The sequence below is a fragment of the Pseudothauera lacus genome, assembly GCF_003034845.1.
Lineage (GTDB): Bacteria > Pseudomonadota > Gammaproteobacteria > Burkholderiales > Rhodocyclaceae > Pseudothauera > Pseudothauera lacus.
On the sequence record NZ_PZKC01000007.1, the window covers coordinates 104,804 to 123,552 of the forward strand.

The 18,749-nt window shown below is 67.0% G+C and carries 15 protein-coding genes; 8 read left to right on the forward strand and 7 right to left on the reverse strand.

What is annotated here, in order from left to right; all coding sequences use genetic code 11:
* Nucleotide 1: 1 nt before the first annotated feature.
* The 7 genes from tssG to C8261_RS10240 all read right to left on the reverse strand — a co-directional run bounded on the left by tssG (nucleotide 2) and on the right by C8261_RS10240 (nucleotide 6,842).
* The gene (gene tssG, locus C8261_RS10210) at nucleotides 2-1,084 is read right to left on the reverse strand and encodes a type VI secretion system baseplate subunit TssG (RefSeq protein ID WP_107493603.1); all 1,083 of its coding nucleotides are present in this window, start codon (nucleotides 1,082-1,084) and stop codon (nucleotides 2-4) included.
* Nucleotides 1,048-2,886 (reverse strand): type VI secretion system baseplate subunit TssF, encoded by a 1,839-nt coding sequence (tssF, locus tag C8261_RS10215; RefSeq protein WP_107493604.1) that lies wholly within the window; start codon nucleotides 2,884-2,886, stop codon nucleotides 1,048-1,050. The genes tssG and tssF overlap by 37 nt, the downstream gene beginning before the upstream one ends.
* A gap of 1 nt (nucleotide 2,887) precedes the next feature.
* Complete coding sequence (tssE, locus tag C8261_RS10220; protein ID WP_107493605.1) at nucleotides 2,888-3,367, reverse strand: type VI secretion system baseplate subunit TssE; 480 nt, start codon at nucleotides 3,365-3,367, stop codon at nucleotides 2,888-2,890.
* 235 nt (nucleotides 3,368-3,602) lie between these two features.
* Entirely contained in the window at nucleotides 3,603-4,139 is a 537-nt protein-coding gene (locus C8261_RS10225; protein ID WP_107493606.1) for an Hcp family type VI secretion system effector, read from the reverse strand.
* Between the two features lie 32 nt (nucleotides 4,140-4,171).
* The gene (gene tssC / locus C8261_RS10230) at nucleotides 4,172-5,656 is read right to left on the reverse strand and encodes a type VI secretion system contractile sheath large subunit (RefSeq protein WP_107493607.1); all 1,485 of its coding nucleotides are present in this window, start codon (nucleotides 5,654-5,656) and stop codon (nucleotides 4,172-4,174) included.
* Nucleotides 5,653-6,168, reverse strand: a complete 516-nt coding sequence (gene tssB / locus C8261_RS10235; RefSeq protein ID WP_107493608.1) for a type VI secretion system contractile sheath small subunit — start codon at nucleotides 6,166-6,168, stop codon at nucleotides 5,653-5,655. The genes tssC and tssB overlap by 4 nt, the downstream gene beginning before the upstream one ends.
* 71 nt (nucleotides 6,169-6,239) lie before the next feature.
* Nucleotides 6,240-6,842, reverse strand: coding sequence for a hypothetical protein (locus C8261_RS10240; RefSeq protein WP_107493609.1), 603 nt, complete (start codon nucleotides 6,840-6,842; stop codon nucleotides 6,240-6,242).
* A gap of 174 nt (nucleotides 6,843-7,016) precedes the next feature.
* Between C8261_RS10240 and tssJ the strand changes: the two genes are divergently transcribed.
* From tssJ to C8261_RS10280, 8 genes are all read left to right on the forward strand, one after another.
* On the forward strand, nucleotides 7,017-7,592 hold the full coding sequence (gene tssJ / locus C8261_RS10245) for a type VI secretion system lipoprotein TssJ (RefSeq protein WP_181358924.1): 576 nt from the start codon (nucleotides 7,017-7,019) through the stop codon (nucleotides 7,590-7,592).
* Nucleotides 7,592-8,935 (forward strand): type VI secretion system baseplate subunit TssK, encoded by a 1,344-nt coding sequence (tssK, locus tag C8261_RS10250; protein ID WP_107493611.1) that lies wholly within the window; start codon nucleotides 7,592-7,594, stop codon nucleotides 8,933-8,935. The genes tssJ and tssK overlap by 1 nt, the downstream gene beginning before the upstream one ends.
* Complete coding sequence (gene icmH / locus C8261_RS10255) at nucleotides 8,932-9,726, forward strand: type IVB secretion system protein IcmH/DotU (RefSeq protein ID WP_107493612.1); 795 nt, start codon at nucleotides 8,932-8,934, stop codon at nucleotides 9,724-9,726. Before tssK ends, icmH begins: the two co-directional genes overlap by 4 nt.
* 15 nt (nucleotides 9,727-9,741) lie before the next feature.
* Nucleotides 9,742-12,441 carry a type VI secretion system Vgr family protein gene (locus C8261_RS10260; protein ID WP_107493613.1) on the forward strand — a complete coding sequence of 900 codons (2,700 nt, stop codon included), beginning with the start codon at nucleotides 9,742-9,744 and terminating at the stop codon, nucleotides 12,439-12,441.
* Nucleotides 12,438-15,365 carry a T6SS effector BTH_I2691 family protein gene (locus C8261_RS10265; RefSeq protein WP_107493614.1) on the forward strand — a complete coding sequence of 976 codons (2,928 nt, stop codon included), beginning with the start codon at nucleotides 12,438-12,440 and terminating at the stop codon, nucleotides 15,363-15,365. Before C8261_RS10260 ends, C8261_RS10265 begins: the two co-directional genes overlap by 4 nt.
* A gap of 12 nt (nucleotides 15,366-15,377) precedes the next feature.
* The gene (locus tag C8261_RS10270; protein WP_107493615.1) at nucleotides 15,378-16,265 is read left to right on the forward strand and encodes a hypothetical protein; all 888 of its coding nucleotides are present in this window, start codon (nucleotides 15,378-15,380) and stop codon (nucleotides 16,263-16,265) included.
* A gap of 155 nt (nucleotides 16,266-16,420) precedes the next feature.
* Nucleotides 16,421-17,767, forward strand: coding sequence for a hypothetical protein (locus tag C8261_RS10275; protein WP_107493616.1), 1,347 nt, complete (start codon nucleotides 16,421-16,423; stop codon nucleotides 17,765-17,767).
* Nucleotides 17,764-18,744 carry a hypothetical protein gene (locus C8261_RS10280; protein ID WP_107493617.1) on the forward strand — a complete coding sequence of 327 codons (981 nt, stop codon included), beginning with the start codon at nucleotides 17,764-17,766 and terminating at the stop codon, nucleotides 18,742-18,744. The genes C8261_RS10275 and C8261_RS10280 overlap by 4 nt, the downstream gene beginning before the upstream one ends.
* Nucleotides 18,745-18,749 lie beyond the last annotated feature (5 nt).

Consider the following 18,749-nt stretch of genomic DNA (forward strand, 5'->3'; position numbering starts at 1 on the left):
CTCAGGCGTTGGCGTGGACGGCATGCACGGCGAAGGCGGCATCACCGCGATCGGTCGTGCACGGACGGGTGGTGAGGAAGGCATCGAAGCCCAGGCGGGCGCCGTCATCGGCGGCCAGCGCACAGGGCGCGACATCGGCGGCACGCAGCACAGGGCGGATCTCGAACTCGAACTGCGTGCCTGCGGCCAGGGTAAGCAGCTTGTGCAGCGCCGCCGCCAGCTCGCTGCCGGGCAGGAAGGCGCGGTAGCGGGCGCGATCGAGCGGGCCAAGGTGAACGCGCACGCGCAGGTTGCGCTGCCACACCCGCTCGCCAAGCAGCAGGGTCTTGCCGAGCAGCGCATTGGCCCCGCCGAGCGCCGACTGCTGGGTAGACGGCAAGGCGTACCAGCGCCCGACGAACTGCTCGATGCGCACCGGTACGCGGAAATAGGCGCCCAGCATCTGCTGCAACGTTGCCGCCGACAGCGGGCGCTGGCGCAGCAGCCCGGCGAAGTGGGCGATGGACTCGTCGTCGATGGCGCCCTTGCCTTCGCGCAGGCGGTCGCGCAGCGCCGTCTGCCCCAGGCCGCAGAGCGCCAGCACCTGCGGCAGGAAACGGTTGCGGCGGTCGCCCTCGTATTCCAGCGGCAGGCGGTACTTCTTCCAGGCCCGGTAGAACTGGCCGACGGCACGGTTGGAAAAGAGGTCGAAGAAGGCGCGCGCGGCGTGGTCGCGGTGATAGCGCTCGCGCTCGGCGATGCGCTCGGTGTAATGCACCGGCAGCACGCCGTGACGCCCCAGCAGGCCCATGAAGGCCGGCGTGAGAACGACCCGCTGCGGTGCGGCGGGAGTGCTGACCTGCGGATCGGCGGCCTCGTACTCGATGGCGAGCTCCTCGACCTCGCTGGGCGCAAAGCCCAGGCTGACCGAGTTGCGGAAACGCACACGCTCGGCGACCGCCGACGCCGAACCGTCCGCCCCCCCGGCGGAGCCGCCGAAATGGCGCTCGAGCAGGCGCACCGCCTGAAAGAACTCGAAGCGCTGGGGCTCTTCGGCGAGCTGCTCGATCAGCCCAGGATCGATTCGCCGGCGCGCGGTGCGCATCGGATCAGCTCCTCGCCACTTTGTTTGGAGACCAGCACGAGCTGGACGAAACTGTTGAGGTGCGCGTACAGCCCCAGGAAGCGGTCCACGACACGGGCAAAGACGTCGATACCGGTACCCACCAGACTCTCCTCATCCACCGTCAGACGCACCTCCAGGCCGCGCACGAAGCTGGCGAAGGGGTTGCCCGGCAGCCAGACCGTCGCCGGGCGCTGGTCGATGGCGTGGACACCGTCGATCTGCCGGCGCGAGATCGGCGAACGCGGCAGATCGTAGAGGGTGAGCATCTCGCGGAAGGCCTGCACGCCGCTGCCCGACAGCGACAGCTGATTCAGCGCCAGATGCGAGATCAGTCGCCACTGGCCGTTGCGCCCGTGCTCGAAACGGTGCGGACGGGTGGGCTTGCGCAGCAGGCTGATGACACGTGCGGGGGTGCCCCCTTCGGTAAACAGGTCGCCCCCCGGCAGGCCGACGCTCAGATAGCTGGGCAGCTCGCGGTTGGTGCAGGTGAGCTGCACGCTGAGGATGTCGTTCTTCGGCTGCCAGAGATCGAAGTCGGCATCGACGATGCTGATCTCGGTCTCGTAGCCGGGACTGTGACGGGCCACCGCCTCGTTGCGCTGCAGATGCCAGTAATGTCCCTCACGCTCGGGCGACTCGCCGTGGTAGAGGGAGAAGAACGGGCGGAACTCGGTGATGCTCTCGCCCTGCGCGGTCTGGCGCACGCGCTGCACGGCGTCGATCGCATACACCTCGTAGGCAAAGGCACGGCGGCCGTCGGCGACCACCGGGTAGGCGGTGCGCTGGTGGGTGATGCGGATGGGGTCGCCGCGCTGGGCGAACAGGTTGACCACCGGCACGCAGCCCAGACGCAGATTGGCCGCCTCCAGGGTCTGCAGCAGGCGGGCGGTATCGCTGTCTGCGCGCAGGTCGCGCAACGCCAGATGGACGGTGACGCGCCCGCCGCTCAGCGCCGCGGCGGGCAGGTCGGCAAGGCGCAGGTCGAAGAAGTTGTACTTCTCCGGAAAGGCGAAGTACTCGGTGAGATGGCGGTAGGCCTCATGGGCATTGTCGGGGAAATCGATCAGCGCCTCATCGCTGGCAAAGCCCACCTCGCCTACCGGGCTCGCCTGCGCGCCGAGCCAGCGTCCGTCGGCCGCGGACGCAAAGGCCTTGCCGACGCGGATGAAGAGGGTGTCGCGCAGGGCCGCAGCCACCGACGGCTCGGCATCGATGAAGAAGCGCAGCGCCCGCCCGGCGTGGGCGGCCCAGCCGCCCTCCTGGCCCAGGCTCTCAAGGGTGATCGACAACACCGCACTGCAGCCCACCGGCAGGGTCACGCCCTGCGGCGCACGCGCGATCGGTTCGAACTGCAGTGCCGCCACGCGCACCGGCAGCAGGTCGACAGCCCAGGCGGTGCGGAAGCGGCACTGCACCCCCTTCACCGGACGGGTGTTGAGCTCGGTGCCGCGCGGCAGGGTCAGCGCATTCGACAACTGGGCCTCGGCGCCGGAGATGTCGAAGCAGGCAATCGAGCACGACGGGAAGGGACGCAGGTAATGCGGATAGAGCACGCCAAGGAGCGCTTCGGTGAACTGCGGATAGGCGTCCTCAAGGCGCTTGCTGACCCGCGCGCTGAGGAGCGCGAAGGATTCGATCATGCGCTCGACGTGGGGGTCGTCGCAGCCCTCGCCGTTCAGCAGCAAACGTGCGGCAATTTTCGGGTAACGTTCGGCGAACTCGCGCGAATCCCGACGCAGGAAGGCCAGCTCGCGTTCGTAGTAGGGGAGCAGGTCGTCCACGTCAGGCCACCGTCGCGCGCGCGCGCTGCTTGCTGACCGAGTACTGCAGGCGGGTGGGGTGCAGCAGGGCGTCGAAACTCACCGGCTCCTGCGCCGGACGCACCACCAGCAGCGCCTTGATGCTGAAGTACAGCGCACTCACCGAACGGCGGTCGAGCTCCAGCATCACCTGCACGTTCTGCAGGCGCGGCTCGTGGTGGGCAATGGCGCGCTCCAGCGCACGGCAGATGTGGGCACGATCATGCACGCTGCTCAGGCTGAGGCTGGCGAAGTCGCCAAGCCCGTAACTGAACAGCGAGGCACTGGTTTCCGGAAAGGCCTCCGCCAGCGCCTCGTCGAAGATGCTGCGGGTGTTGAGCAGCGCTTCGAGGTCGCGCGCCACGCTGTCCTTGAGTTGATCGACGGACAGGCGCCAGCGCACCGGCGTCATCGGCGAGTCGTCGAAGAGCTTGTCGAAAAGCGTGGGTTCGAAACCTTTCATTGCGCGCACAGAAGGAAAAACGGATGGACTCGCACGGAACGCCCCCACGCGTGCCCCTCAGGCCGGCAGAGGCATCCCCTTCCGGGCGCCTCCCGCGCCGTCGCGTTCATCGCCGCAGCCTGCAGACGTACAAGAGCGCCGCCACGCGCGGTGCCCCATGAAGGCGGTCACCGGCCGCGTGCGGCGCCCGGGTTCGATCCGGCACCGACGGCCAGGGCCGCCGGAGACGCATCGATCAGGAGAAGCTCGGGGTGTTCTTGGCGAGGTTCCAGGCACCCTGGATGTTGACCTTGCCGGTCTTGCTGCCGTCGATGTTCAGCTCATCGTAGGTCCAGCGCACCGCGGAATACTTGAGCGCGAAGGTTTCGGTGGGAATGCCTTCGGAACTCACCGCCGGCGACACCGAAGCGACGATGACGTTCTTCAGCTCGACCTTCAGGTACTGGTGGCGGTTCTGGGTGTCGGAAGGATTGCCGGCAGTGTTGCGGCCGCCATGGGCGCGGTAGAAATAGATCACCACGTCGTTGATCACCAGACCGGAGGAGCAGGCCTGATAGAGCTTCGGGCTGGAGCCGTCGATGTCCTTGGTGAACACCATCTCGCCGTGCTCGCAGCGCTCGGCGGTGTGGCCGCCGGAGCCGGAAGCGGTGGCCGACTTCGGCTGGCGCATCTCGTGCGACCAGGTCGACACCTCGATCTGGTCCTTGTGGGCCTGGTCGCGGGAATCACCCTTGATGTCGCTGCCCTTGAATTCGACGTAAATGTCCTTCATGTTGGAACTTCTCCTTTTTTGCTAGGGGTCAATCAAGACTTGCCGGTCTGCGGCAACTCCGCGACCAGACGAAGCGAGACGGAAAGCTCATCGAGCTGGAAGTGCGGCCGGATGAACGACACCGCCCGATACACGCCCGGACGACCGGGCACCTCGCTGACCTCCACGGAGGCTTCACGAAGCGGGTACTGCGCCTTGGTTTCCTGCGAGGCGGAATCGTCCGCCGTCACGTACTGGTCGATCCAGCGCTGGATGTAGGTCTGCACATTGGCGGCAGAGGCGAAGCTGCCGATCTTGTCGCGCATCATCGCCTTCATGTAATGGGCGATGCGGCAGACCGCGAACATGTACTGGAGCTGGGCCGACAACGAGGCATTGGCATTGGCGGAGTCGGTGTCGTACTTCTTCGGCTTCTGCGTCGACTGCGCACCGAAGAAGGCGGCGTAATCGGTGTTCTTGCAATGCACCAGGGGCATGAAGCCGAGGTCGCTGAGCTCCTTCTCGCGGCGGTCGGTGATCGACACCTCGGTCGGGCACTTGAGGGCGATCTCGCCATCGTCGGTGCGGAAGGTGTGGGTGGGCAGGTCCTCGACCAGACCACCGCCCTCGACACCGCGGATGGCCGCGCACCAGCCGTAGCTCTCGAAGGCATTGGTGAGGCGCGAACCAAAGGCAAAGGCGGCGTTGCACCACAGATAGCGCGAGTGGTCGGTGCCGTCGACGTTCTCGACGAAGTTGAAACCCTCGGTGGTGATGCCGTCGACCGGGTTGTAGGGCAGGCGGCCGAGGAAGCGCGGCATCGCCAGGCCAACGTAGCGCGAATCCTCGCCCTCGCGGAAGGACTTCCACTTGGCGTACTCGACGGTATCGAAGACCTTCGAGAGGTCGCGCGGCTTGCCCAGATCGGTGAACGTCTCCAGCCCGAACAGCTCCGGCGAGGCTGCGGAAATGAAGGGGGCATGGGCCGCCGCGGCGACATGCGACATCTGCTCGAGGAAGTACATGTCCTCGGGCTGGCGGGTGAACTCGAACTGGCCGATGAGGGTGCCGAACGGCGAACCGCCGAAGGTGCCGAACTCCTCTTCGTAGATCTTCTTGAACAGCGCGCTCTGGTCGAAGTCGATGGCGGCCTTGAAGTCCTTGATCAGCTCCTTGCGGTTGGCATTGAGGAGCTTGATCTTCAGCTGGGTGCCGGTGGACGTCTGGCGGCACAGGTAACGCAGGCCCGTCCACGCGCTTTCGAGCTGCTGGAAGGCCGGGTTGTGCATGACCTCGGAGAGCTGCTCGGAAATCATCCGGTCGAGCTCGGCGACCCGCGCGTCGAGCGAGGCCGCGAGGTTCTCCGACACCACCACCTCGCCTTCGAGCACCTGGGCGGCGAGTTCGGCGATGATGTCGCGGGCGCGATCGCGCTCGGCGTCCGAACGCGCCACGCGGCTCTGTTCGATGATCTGGTCGAGCAGGCCACCCTGCTCGGCGGCGGCCGGTGCGGCGGGAGCAAGCTGGGCGCTGTTCACGGCTGCTCCTCCCCGCTCTTGTGCTCGGCACCGAGGCGCTGGAGCTGCTCGGTGTTGCTCAGCACTTCGCTGAGCAGGTCATCGAGCTTCTCGTTGCCCGCCAGCTTGTTGCGCAGGTCGGAAAGCCGCGAACGCGCCTCCATCAGCTTGCGCAGCGGAGCAACCTGCTGCACCACCGACTCGGGACGGAAGTCCTCGAAGCTGCGGAAGGTCAGATCGACGCCGATCTCGCCGCCTTCCGGCGAGAGCTTGTTCTTCGCCCGGAACGCCGCGCGCGGAGCGATGGCCCCCATCACGTCGTCAAAGTTGTCCATGTCGATATTGACGAACTTGCGGTCGCGCAGCTTGCCCTGCGACTGCTCGCTCTGCGCGGAGAAGTCGCCAAGCACGCCGACGACGAAGGGCAACTCCTTCTGTTCGATGGCGTCACCGATCTCGACGTCGTACGTCAGCTGCACACGCGGCGGGCGCACCTTCTGCAGGCGCTTCTGGATACTCTGCTTCTTCGACACTACGGCACTCCTTGTAGGCTTATCGGATTTCGCGGCCAGCCGGGCCGCGCCGCGACAGCGCGCCCGGGGCGCTAGCGCAGGACACTGAACGGATCACCATCGACTTCCGGCTGCGCACGCGCCGGCGCGGCGGCAGGCGCACGCGCAGCGGGCTGCTGCGGCGGGCGTGCCGCCGGACGCGGCGCAGCCTGCGTGCGCGGACGCACCAGCACCGACTCACCGAGGGTCTCCCTGAGCACGCGCGCCAGATTCACCGCATCGGCGCGCGCCGAGCCGGTCATCTCCTCGTCGTCGCGCAGGGCGCTGAGCGCCTCGGCGGCAATGCGCAGGCCGCTCACCGCCTGCACGCTGCGCGCCACCCGGTGGTCGCCCTTGAGACCAAGCACCTTCTCGGCGGCGACGATGGCAGCGCCATACTCGCCGGCATCGAAATTCATCCGGCTGATTTGCAGCCAGCCGTCACCGCTGTCCGGATACAGCTCGACGAAGCGGGCCATCACCGCCACCGCCTCGACCTTCTTGCCGGCGGCCTGCAAGGCCTCGACCTGCGCGACGGCCTCGCCGAGGTGTCGCGCCCGCACCTGCTCCGGCGACTCGACCGGAGCCGTGGTGGCACAACCGGTGAGGGCGATCAGCAAGGCGCAGGACAGCAGGGATACCAGACGCAAGGGCACGCAAAACTCCTTCGCTTATATTCTGTTTGAATTTGTAAAGTTGCGGGCGGGATAGTACAATGCCATCCTCAAAATCACAATGACTATTTGAACAGTATTTCCACTGTGCATAGCGCAAAGACAGACAGACCCTCCGCCGCAGGCCGCTCACCCGCCAGGCACGCACTGACCTGCGTGGCGGCGGCGCTCGCCAGCCTCACCATCAGCGCGTGCAGCTCCACTTCGGCAATCCAGATCGCCGGCGCGGCAATGAACGCCGCGCTCGAGACCGCCGGCCTGAAGACGCCCTCGTCGCCCACCGCCCTGCGCTCGCAGCCGATCACCATCACCACCGCGGCGGACGCCAACACCACCGACGAGGGCGAGCCGCTGTCGGTGGTCGTGCGTATCTACCAGCTGCGCAGCAACAGCGCCTTCGACAACCTCGGCTACGCCCAGGTCGGCAACCCCGATGCCGAAAAGGCGCTCTTCGGCGACGCCCTCGCCAGCGCCCGCGAGATCACCCTGCTGCCCGGGCGGACCTACCAGATCGACGAACAGGTCACCGGCGACGTCACCCACATCGGCATCGCCGCGCTGCTGCGCAAGCCGGCCTCGCAACGCTGGCGGCTGGCGGTGGAGCGCCGCGGCAAGGAACGCAGCGGCCTGGTCATCGGCGTGCACGCCTGCGGACTGGTCGCCATCGACGACAAGGGCAAGACCACCGGCGCCGCCGAATGCGCCACCTCCACCGCTCTGCAAGGCATCTGATGAGACCGGCGAAAGTACTCTGGGGCGAAGGCCTGTTCCTGCGCCCGCAGCATTTCCAGCAGCAGGACAGCTATCACGAGTCGCTCTCCCGCGACGCCCTGCTCACCGCCCAGCCGCTGGGCTGGGGTGTGCGGGAGCTGCGCATCGATGCCGACGCCCTGTCGCGGGGCATCTTCCGCATCAACCGCATCGACGCCGTACTCCCCGACGGCGAGCCCTACATCGCCCCCGACCGCGACCTGCTGCCTCCCCCGCTGCAGCTCGACGAAACGCGCCTGGGGCGCGACGGCACCGTGCTCCACCTCGCCGTGCACCACCTCCGCGAACATGGCGCCAATGCCGCCGCCAGCGGCGACGACAGCTGCGCCACGCGCTACGCCATCGCCAACGGCGAACGCAACGACCTGTTCACCGACGCCGCCAGCGCCGACATCGCCGCGCTGCGCAAGCAGGGGCAGATCCGCAGCGCCAGCGAACCGCTCGAACAGTTCGTCACCCTGCCGGTGGCGCGCCTGCGCACCAACGCCACCAACGCCTTCGAGCTCGACCCCCTGTTCATGCCGCCAACAGTGGCGCTGCGCAGCTCACCGGTACTGCTGCTGCGCCTGCAGCGCCTGCTCGACACCCTGCAGGCCAAGGCCGCCGCGCTGTACGGCTTTCACCGCGAACCGTCGAAGAACGTCATCGAATTCCGCTCCGGCGACATCGCCTCCTTCTGGCTGCTGCACACCGTCAGCAGCGCCTACGGCGCCCTCGTCCACATTCACCAGAACCCCGCCCTGCACCCCGAGCGCCTGTTCCAGGAACTGCTGCGCCTGGCCGGCGGGCTGATGACCTTCTCCAAGATCCTCACCCTCGACGACCTCCCCGCCTACGATCACGGCAACCCCGGCCCGAGCTTCGCACGCCTCGAACAGATCCTCCGCGACCTGCTCGAAACGGTGATCTCCACGCGCTATTTCTCCATTGCCCTCACCGAACCGCGCGCCGGCTTCCATGTCGGCCGCCTCGACAGCGACAACGTCGACGAACAGACCGCGCTCTACCTCGCCGTCTCCGCCGCCCAGCCGCTCGCCGAACTGATCGAATCGGTGCCCCTGCGCATGAAGGTCGGCGCCCCCGACGACGTCGACAAACTCGTCCTCTCGGCCATGAGCGGCGTCAAGCTCGTCCATGCCGCCCAGGTCCCGCCCGCCATCCCGGTCCGCCCCGGCGCCTGCTACTTCGCCCTTGACTCGCGCGGCCCCCTCTACGAGCGCATGCTCAAGGCGCGCAGCATCACCATCTACGCCCCCAACGGCTACCAGGACCTCAAACTCGAACTCATCGCGGTGATGCCATGACCTCCGTGCCCGCTCCCCCGCCCACCCTCTTCGGCAGCGCATCGGCGCCCCCCCAGCCCGCCACCTCTGCCGCCGACGCCGGACGCCACGCACCCTCGCTCGCCGACCTCCTCTACGACGGCTTCTACCTCGTCTTCCTGCTGCGCAGCGGCAAGGGCCCGCGCGACGCCGAAGCCTTCCGCAAGAGCATCGTCGCCCTGCTCACCGATTTCGAACGCAACGCCAAGCGCGAAGGCTTCGAGGCCGAGGACATCTACGACGCCAAGTACGCCTTCTGCGCCACCGTGGACGAAGCCATCCTGTCCTCGCGCTACGCCGTCCGCGACGACTGGGAACGCCGCCCCCTGCAGCTCTCCATGTTCGGCGACCAGCTCGCCGGCGAAGCCTTCTTCGACAAGCTCGAAGAAGCGCGCAACGTCGGCAAGCGCCGCCTGCCCGCGCTCGAAGTCTTCCACATGTGCCTGCTGCTCGGCTTCAAGGGCCGCTACATGCTCGAAGGGCAGGAAAAACACACCTACCTCACCGCCCAGCTCGGTGAGCAGATCGCCCACATCAAGGGCAAGCGCGCCCCCTTCGCCCCGCACTGGGCCGCCCCCGACCAGGTCAGCCACACCCTGCGCCGCGTGCTGCCGGTATGGGTGGTGGCCGCCACCCTGGCGCTCTTCGGCCTGCTCGCCTACATCGGCATCAAGCACCACCTCGACGACCAGACCCGCCTCGCGCTCGCCGACTACAACAACCTCGTCAGCATGCCGCCGCGCGCGCCGCACGTCGTCATCACCCTGCCGTAAGCGACCGTCGCAGCCATGGACCTCGCCGACTTCCCCGTCCTGCTCTCCCAGCACGCCCGCCTCGTCGAGCTGCACACCGCGCTGCCCGGCACCCTGCTCGCCGTCGAGACCATGCACGGCACCGAAGCCGTCTCCGCCCCCTTCAGCTTCGAACTCATCTGCGTCTCGCCCACCGTCGCCATCGACTTCCACGAACTCGTCGGCGAGGAGCTCACCCTGCGCCTGCTGCAGGCCGACGGCAGCCTGCGCAGCTGGCACGGCCACCTCACCGCCACCGCCAACCTCGGCGCCGACGGCGGCCTGGTGCGCTACCGGCTCAGCCTGCGCCCCTGGCTCGCCTGGCTCGATCTGCGCCACGACAGCCGCATCTTCCAGGACCTCGACCTGCGCGGCATCTGCGATGCCGTCTTCGCCGCCTACGGCTTCGCCCACTGGCGCTTCGACGTCAGCCAGCCCCTGCGCCAGCGCAGCATCTGCGCCCAGCACCGCGAGACCGACCTCGCCTTCATCACCCGCCTGCTCGCCGAAGAAGGCCTGTCCTGGTACTTCGAACACGACCAGCACGCCTGCGCGGGTGACGACAGCCCCCACACCCGCCACACCCTGGTCATCTTCGACCGCGACGCCGAACTGCCCGCCGGCACCCAGGCGCAGATCCGCTTCCACCGCGCCGACGCCCCGGAAGCCGACGACACCGTCCAGCGCCTCGGCGACGCCCGCCGTACCGCCCCCAACGTCCTCACCCTCGCCGGCTGGGACTACAAGCGCCTGCACGCCACCGCCGCCGAAGCCCACAGTGCCCTCGACAACGGCACCCAGCCCGAGCTCGAACTGTTCGACGCCGCCGCCCAGTACCGCTTCGAATCCGACGACGCCGCCACCCTGCGCACCGCACTCGCCCTCGGCGCCCACGAAGCGCGCTACCGCCGCCTGCGCGGCCACGGCCGCGTGCGCCAGCTCGCCGCCGGCACGCGCATCCGCATCGCCATCCACGACACCTACGACGGCACCGACGACGCCTTCACCGTGCTCAGCGTCGAACACCGCGCCGCCAACAACCTCGGCGCCCAAGCCGCCCGCCTCGACGACGCCGAGCACATCGAACCGGGCACCTACCACAACCACTTCATGCTCCAGCCCGCCGCCATCCCGGTGCTGCCGCTGCCCCTGCCCAAGCCCGTCGTCCCCGCGCAGAGCGCCCTCGTCGTCGGCCTGCCCGACACCCCGCTGGACACCGAACGCGATCACCGCATCCGCATCCAGTTCCACTGGCAGCGCGGCGAACAGCCCAACCCCGGCGGCCTGCCTGCCCCCGAACCCCACCCCCACCGCGCCCCCGGCGACCACCGCTGCGCCGCCTGGGTGCGGGTCACCGAGTGGCTCGCCGGGCCCGACTGGGGCAGCCACTTCCTGCCCCGCATCGGCTCCGAGGTCCAGGTCGCCTTCGACGGCGGCGACATCGACCGCCCGCTGGTCGTCGGCAGCCACTACAACGGCGCCGACCCGCCCCCCTTCGCCGCCGGCCAGGACAGCGCCGCCAACCACCCCGGCGTGCTCTCCGGCTGGCATTCGCACAACCACCAGGACGGCTTCAACCAGTGGGTGGTCGACGACGCCCCGGCGCAGCTGCGCACCCGCCTCACCGCCCACCCCCTGCGCAGCGAACTGGGCCTCGGCCACCTCATCCACCACAGCCCGGGCAGCGCCCAGCGCGGCGCCTGGCGCGGCAGCGGCTTCGAACTGCGCACCGACGGCTGGGCCGTGCTGCGCGCCGGTGAAGGCCTGCTGCTCTCGGGCAGCACCCGCGCCCACGGCGCCTCCACCCAGCTCGACATCGCCGAGGCGGTCGGCCAGCTCCACGCCGCTCGTGAAGCCGCCGAGCGCCTGTCCGATGCCGCCGCCGCCCACCACGCCCGCCCGCTGCAGGCCAACGCCGAACAACGCCGCTTCATCGCCGGCCTCGACCCACAGGACGAAGGACGCTACAGCGGCGAACCCGGCGGCCAGCCCGCCCTCAAGGCGCAGCCCGGCAGCCGCCAGCCCGGCGACCCCACCGAGCGCTTCGCCCAACCCGTGGTGCTCGCCGAAGTGCCCGGCGACATCGGCCTGAACAGCCGTGCGGCCACCCTCATCCACGCCACCGGGCACCTCCACGCCACCGTCCACAACGACGCCCACTTCGCCGCCGCCCACACCTGGGCCGCAGCCGTCGGCCACGCCGCAAGCTGGTTCTGCCACCGCGGCGGCATCCGCGCCGTAGCCGCCGCCGGCCCCTTCTCCGTGCACGCCCACACCGACCGCGCCGCCGCCCGCGCGCGCACCCACATCACCGTCACCAGCTCCACCGACGAGATCCACATCCACGCCAAGGACCGCATCCGCATCGCCGCCGGCAGCACCGACCTCGTCCTGCACGGCGGCAACATCACCTTCCGCTGCCCCGGCAAGTTCTGCATCAAGGGCGCCGGGCACGTCTTCAAGGCCAGGGCGAAGGAAAGCATTGCGCTCGATCAGCTGCCCGACTCGCGGGTCAAGCTCCTCGACGAAGGCTTCATCATCCGCAACCAGGAAACCGGCGAACCGATGGTCGGCGTGCACTACCGCATCCAGCGCGCCGACGGCACCTGGGAACCCGGCGTTACCGACTCCGAAGGGCGCACCCACGTCGTCATGGCCCCGGAAACGGAGCAACTCAAGATCGAACTCGACCCATGAGCGCCCAGCCTCCCACCACTCGCGCCGAATCGCCCCCGCCCATCGTCGCCCATTCGGTCACTTCGCCGATCAGTAACACGCGCCGCAAGGAAGTACTGGTTCGCGACAGCCGACACGTCGATCGCCCGCCTGCCGACCCGCACGTTGCCCTGCTCCCGGTCCGCTACGCCGTCGCACAGCGCACCGTCAGGGAGAGAGTCACGCGCTACACTGCCCCTACGCTCAAGCGCAATCTGCCTGCCATCAACCGCGCCAGCTACGTGCTGCGCCACTTGCGCGCCGGCATGGTCTACGTATTTGCGCGTGGCAAGCTGCACGACTTCGCCGTCACCGCCGGTGGCCACCTTCGCCCTCACGGCGCCGAGGCCGAGAGCAGCGGCATCCTGATCGAGTTCGCCGCACTGCTCTTTCCGCAGTCCTGGGGCGAAATTTATATCGCCTTCTCCGATCACGAGTGGAGCCCCGCTCAGCGCCGGCGCGCCATAGCCGACGTCGACGGCGCTCGTACCCGGGGCATGCAGCGCTTCAGCCTCGCCACCCCCCAAGACGATGCCTTTGGCCTAGACGCCCTTGGCACCGAGGTTGAGGAATACGCAGGTCGCGCCAGCCAATACACCTGGAGCGACCACCCTGCGGCCCCGCGCCGCACTGAAGACTACCAGCGCCTCCCAGAACTCGCCCGTGGCGGCGCCCACGTTATCGCCCTCGACGACCCCATCGGCATCAGCCACGATCTTGCGGCGCTGGTCGAAAACGCTCTCAAGGAACTGGCCGACTATGTCCAGGACCCGGATGAACCTGAGCCCGGCGAGGGCGAAGAGGCCGCCGCCAAACAAGCAGAGAGCAACAGCGCAACAGGCATCCCATCGCTGGTAACCGAAGAGCCGGCACCGAATCCCGCACTCGACGCCCGGCGTGCACGCTACCGCCGCAAGATCATCGCCGACACCATCGGCCGTCTCTACGAGAACAGCTACAGCGCGCGCAGCGACCCCGACACCCTCGCCCGGATGCGCCTCGAGCACTGGCGTGGCGAACCGGCCAACCGCGGCAAGTCCGAGCCCACTCTGGCCGAACTGCGCCGCGACGTCGTCACCGGCGCCAGCACCAACCCCGCTGCGGCGCGCCTGATCAAGCACGTCGACGAAGCGGCCCGGCGCAAATTCCTGCGTGAGTTCGATGCCGAAGTCAGTCGGCTGAACCGCGAGCTCAGCCAACACCGCCAAGATCGCCTCGCCTGGCTCCACACCTGGGCGCACACCACCCGCCCGGATACCCTCAAGGCCGCCTGGGCGCGCTTCGACATGGATGACGAACAGGACTGGAGGCAGTTCGAGCTCAGCTTTGCACGCTCGATGGCCGCACTGGGCATTTCGCCGGACGGGCGTACGGAGAACGTCTTCGATGGCGAAATGGCCCTCTTCGGCCAATGGTTGGCCACCGCCGTCGACGACAGCCCGCTATACCGCGCACTATTCGGGCATACCCCGCTGCGCCAGCATGTCATTGCATCTGCGACCAACATTGCCAGTGGTGCAGAAGGTGCGGCAAATGCCATCGAGGCCATCTACAGACTGTTCCCCGCCACCGTAGGTACCGATGAGATCGTGCACGTGATTACGGTCTACACCATCACTCGGTCCCAGCGGTGGCGCGGCGCGGTACTCGGCACCATCGACAACACACTGGATCGAATCGCTGGGAGCACGGCCCCAAAGGAGCTCGGCGGAGTGCTGCAAGGCCGCTATGGATCCCAGATCTCCGTCGAGGAACTGCCCCCACAGACACAGCGCACGCCCTACCCACAACACCGCCCCGGCCCCACACCACCCTCAACACGCTGGGATCCCCCCGCTCGAACCGGAACCCTGCATGCGGAAGGCAGGGTGCAGTACCGAGTCACAGAGGTGCATACCACCCGGCATGCACCTACAGCTCGCCCCAGCCCACTGCGGGGTTGGGGCACAGCTGGTGTCAGCGCCCTGGCAGGGCTGGTATATATGCTCAACATGAAGCGGGCTCTGGAGAGCTTTGATACAAACGATGCAGCCAGCTATGCCGATATCGGCGCTGCAGCATTCGCTGTTGGCAGTGGTATTCACGGCGGGCTGCACGCCTTCAGGGGTGCAGCCCCAGTTGCGTTTGATCGAGGCACAAGGGCCTTGGCTACACGCTATGCAATAGTTGCTGAGAGAGATCTCGTCAACAGGCTCATGGGTTTGAAAACGTACCGCTTCTTTGGTTACGGCGGCGCCTTTTTAGGTGGCGCGGTGTTCGGCATTGACAGCTATCGGCGTCTGCGTGCAGGCGACACCGATGCAGGGCTTTGGTACGCAGGAGCGGCCGTCACGGCTGTAGCCGGTGGCTCGGCCATGACGCACGGCGGCGCAATGCTGGTCGCAGCCAAAGGAATCACCGTCGCAGCCACATTGATACCTGCGGGCTGGCTTATCCTAGGCGTCGTGCTCATTGGTACGGCCTTGGTGTTTACCGTAGCAGGCGACAACGACGAAGACACCCCTGTCGAACGCTGGCTGGACAGCTCATCGTTCGGCCTCCATTCCCTGTCTGGCAGTCTCCAGCATGAGGGCCTGAGGGAGGAGCTCGACGTCCTCAGCGCAGCACTCTACGCGCCCCAGATTGTCAATAGCGAACTTTCAGGGGGCTTCGCCGCCCCCTTCCGCACCGCCCGCGCCACCGTACGCATGCCCGGCTACCACCACGGCATCAGCCACATTGCCGTTACCGTCAACGGCCACTATGTTGACCCCGAACCAGCACAACCAGGAGACAACCCGGAATTGCTGCGTTTCGCCGTGCGCCTGCCGAAGAATGGCGCCACCCAAGAGGCTCACTTCAATGTTCGCTACCAGCCTTCCGTCGAATACGATGCCATGCTTGAACTTGATTTTGTCGTCCGCTAGTCAACATCACAGATGCCCACCTCCTCGCACCAGCGCCGCGCTGCCCAGCGTATTGAGCCTGCAGCCAATAACGTCATTGAACGCGTGACCGAGTGCTGCATGGACGTAAATGTCAAAAGCGCCTATATCGCCAAGGGCCGAAGTGGGATGGCGTGGTGGCTGATTTGGGGGACGATGATGTGTGCGGTCCTCGTAGCAGGTGTCGCCGTCTTCAGCGGAGAGCCCCTTGCGGCGCTTAGCGGGGGAGTTCCGTTTTTGCTCATTGCCGCATCGGGCTTCGGCGCCACCCTCTACATCTGGCCCCTGCGCGTCTGGCGTACCCACCTGCCCCTACGTTTCAATCGCAAAAACCGAAAGGTCTATTTCCACTGGAAGGGGGAGACCTACATCGAGGACTGGGACACCCTGCAGATCCAGTTCAAGGAGCAGTTCGTTTTCTCTCCAATAGCCCCGCCGTCCGGAGAGCCGCAGATCAATGTCCGCTTTCACGACAGAACAGGCAAGCCATTTGACGTACTGATCGTCACCGAACTCCACCACCTGCCACTGACCAAGGTCGAGCAGGCTGCTGCCCTTGCCGAGTACATCCGCTGCTACATGGACGAAGGCCCCGAACACCTGCCTCCCGTGCACAGGAATCGTTTTGAAGCCGACCTGAAGCTCGCAGAAATCGTCAAAGAGTTCCGCCTGCCGAAGCTATGGAGAAGGGATCATTCATTTACCACCAACGTGCTGAACCTCTTCACCCTACCGGTCGTCATCCTGTGGGATCTCATCACCTGCCCCACCGAGATCATCTTTTACTACCTCACCCGCAACATCAGGACCGATCCGTTTCCGCCGGAAATGGAGGCGCCCTGCCGTTGTGACGGAGAACCGGCACAGCACGGCAGCGAGTAGTTGCTGCGCAGACTATTCGCGCAAGGATGGCGCCAGCCTGATGCTCGAGTTCATCGACTACGCTCTCGGACAACGCACTCAATCCACCCGTGCTCCCGGCGGATCCCGATCAACCCGATGGCCAGCGTGGCCAACAGAGCAACTAAGGATCATCAATGAGCACCGCCGAGCCCTTTCTTTACCCGGAAGAACTCGATGAGTTCATCCGGGAAACCCTTGCAGACGACAACCTTTACGTCTTTGGCGAAGAAGACGCCATGTTGGGCCTGTGCCCTTTCGTGAGCTTCTACATTTATCACGGTCCGGATGCCTACCTGGACGTGGCCGATCGCATGATCTCGGTGCACGAAGCCTTCGAGGCGCTCATCGACGAGCCCTTCCAGTTGATCTGGAAAAGCAAAACCCAGGTCTGGCTGAAGGCCGGTGACAAGCGTCTACCGACGGATCTGCGCGCAGAAGCCCGCAAACGCCTGGACGAAGGTCGGGTGTTCATGCTCGGCGCCACCGACCAGCACACCGAGACCACCTCTGCACGCTGGGCCGTCAGTGCCACCGTCGACAGCGGTATCATGCGCTACAGCCACCTCAAGCTCACCTTCCGCCTCAAGTGGTACCGGAACAACCGCGAGCGCTGGCATGCCTTCGTGCGCCACTGCCTGCACACCCTGCAGCCCGAACACTGCTACAGCGGCTTCGAGGTCGGCAACGGCGGCTTCAACATCCTCGGGGCCTACGAGGCCGACACCCTGGAACGCCAGTGCGCCGACCATCTCTATGGCATGGACGTCGACCATCCTTCCAAGATGGACTTCCACAGTTTCCGCGTTCATAAGGATGATGCGCTGTTCGTGCCGGAACTGGTCAAGGACACTCCCTCAGCCGTTGACAGGGTCGACCCATCTGACCTCGGTGCCGGTCTGCGCACCCCCACCTGGTGCTTCCTCCTCGCTCCCTTCTGGCGCCGCAAGCTCGGCCTGAGCGAGGCCCAGGTGCGTGCCGCGCTCGACGATCCGCGCATCGACATCTCCGCCATCGAATACGCCACCGGCCCCCACAACCCCGACGGCGAGCCCGCCCTGTGGATACGCCTGGGTGAGCTCGACCTGCATCCGGTCGAGCGCGGCGTGCCCGAGTTGCTCGTCAAGGCCAGCGCACTCATCCGCCCCATCCGCTGCGACGGCCTCAATCTGGTCACCTTCGCGACCTGGGACGACGACCCCAACCCGCGCTTCGATTTCGACAGCGCCCGCCGCTGGATGGCCCGCTTCGACCCCGACAGCGACTGGCCCGATGCCGCCCGCCGCAACCCCGGCGGCCCCGCCCACCGCAACAACGTCCCCGCCGGCCAGCCCTGCCCGCAGGCCGGCTGGTGGTTCTCTCCCGCCGACACCCTGCCACGGCGGAACTTCCAGTACGGCGAGATCATGCCCGAGCTCGGCAGCCGCTACGGCCACACCTTCTGGCAGTGGGCGCACGACCAGGGGCCTGGCACGGCTCAATGAGCGCTGACCTCATCCCCCAGCCGCCCCTGCCCCTGTCGCTGTGGCAGAAGCGCCAGGCGACCCTGCTCTACCACTGGATGTCGCTCGACTACCTCAAGGAACTCAAGCGCATGATCGATCGCCTCATCGACGGCGCCGACGTCCTCCTCGACCTCTCCAGGCGCCAGCAGCGCGATGCCCTGGTGAGCAGCGCGCGCTGGGGCGTGCGCGACACCTCCGCCAACTGGTCAACCTACGCCCATCCGGCACTCGCCGACTTCAGGGAGTCGACCATCAGACTGATCGCCTGGCGGGCCAACGAAGTATTCTGCGGCACCGGCGCCTATCAATGCGCCCGCATGCTCGACGAGACCTCCTCGCGCTGGATGACGGAGGAAGAGGAACAGCACTTCAAGGCCCAGTTCGAAGCAGTGTATTCCTACGCATACCGCATAAGCGAGACAACCGGAAAGAACCTCCGCGATTCGTGCATGGCGGCCTACTGGCTGGACTACGCCTCCGACTTCCCCCGCCTGCCCCGCCTGCGGGTGCGCACCGACGTGGTTGCCGAAACCGGCCGCCGCCCGCCGCGCACCGGCGTCTATGTGCCCCAGGACGACCCCTACGGCACCTTGCAGTTCGCCTGGACGGGCAATGACGAAGGCGCCCTGAGCGCGGCCCGGACCTTCAACGCCGCCGGCCTGGAGGCGGTCCACGCCCTCGGCCGGCACGCCCTGTGGCACGACGAAGCAAGGATGATGGCCTATGTGATCGAGGCCCTCAAGCAGCGCCGCCTGCAACCGGAGCATGGAATCGACTGGCAGGGCGTCGACGGCCTGATCGCCGCGCGTCTGGTCCTGGGGCCGCAGGTCTTCATCGAGCGGCCATGCAAGTGGTATTTTGTCGAGATGATTCACGGCGAGTACGATGACGCCCCGGATGACACCCCGGCAGCGCCCCCCGCCCACCGCAACAACGTCCCCGCCGGCCAGCCCTGATCCCG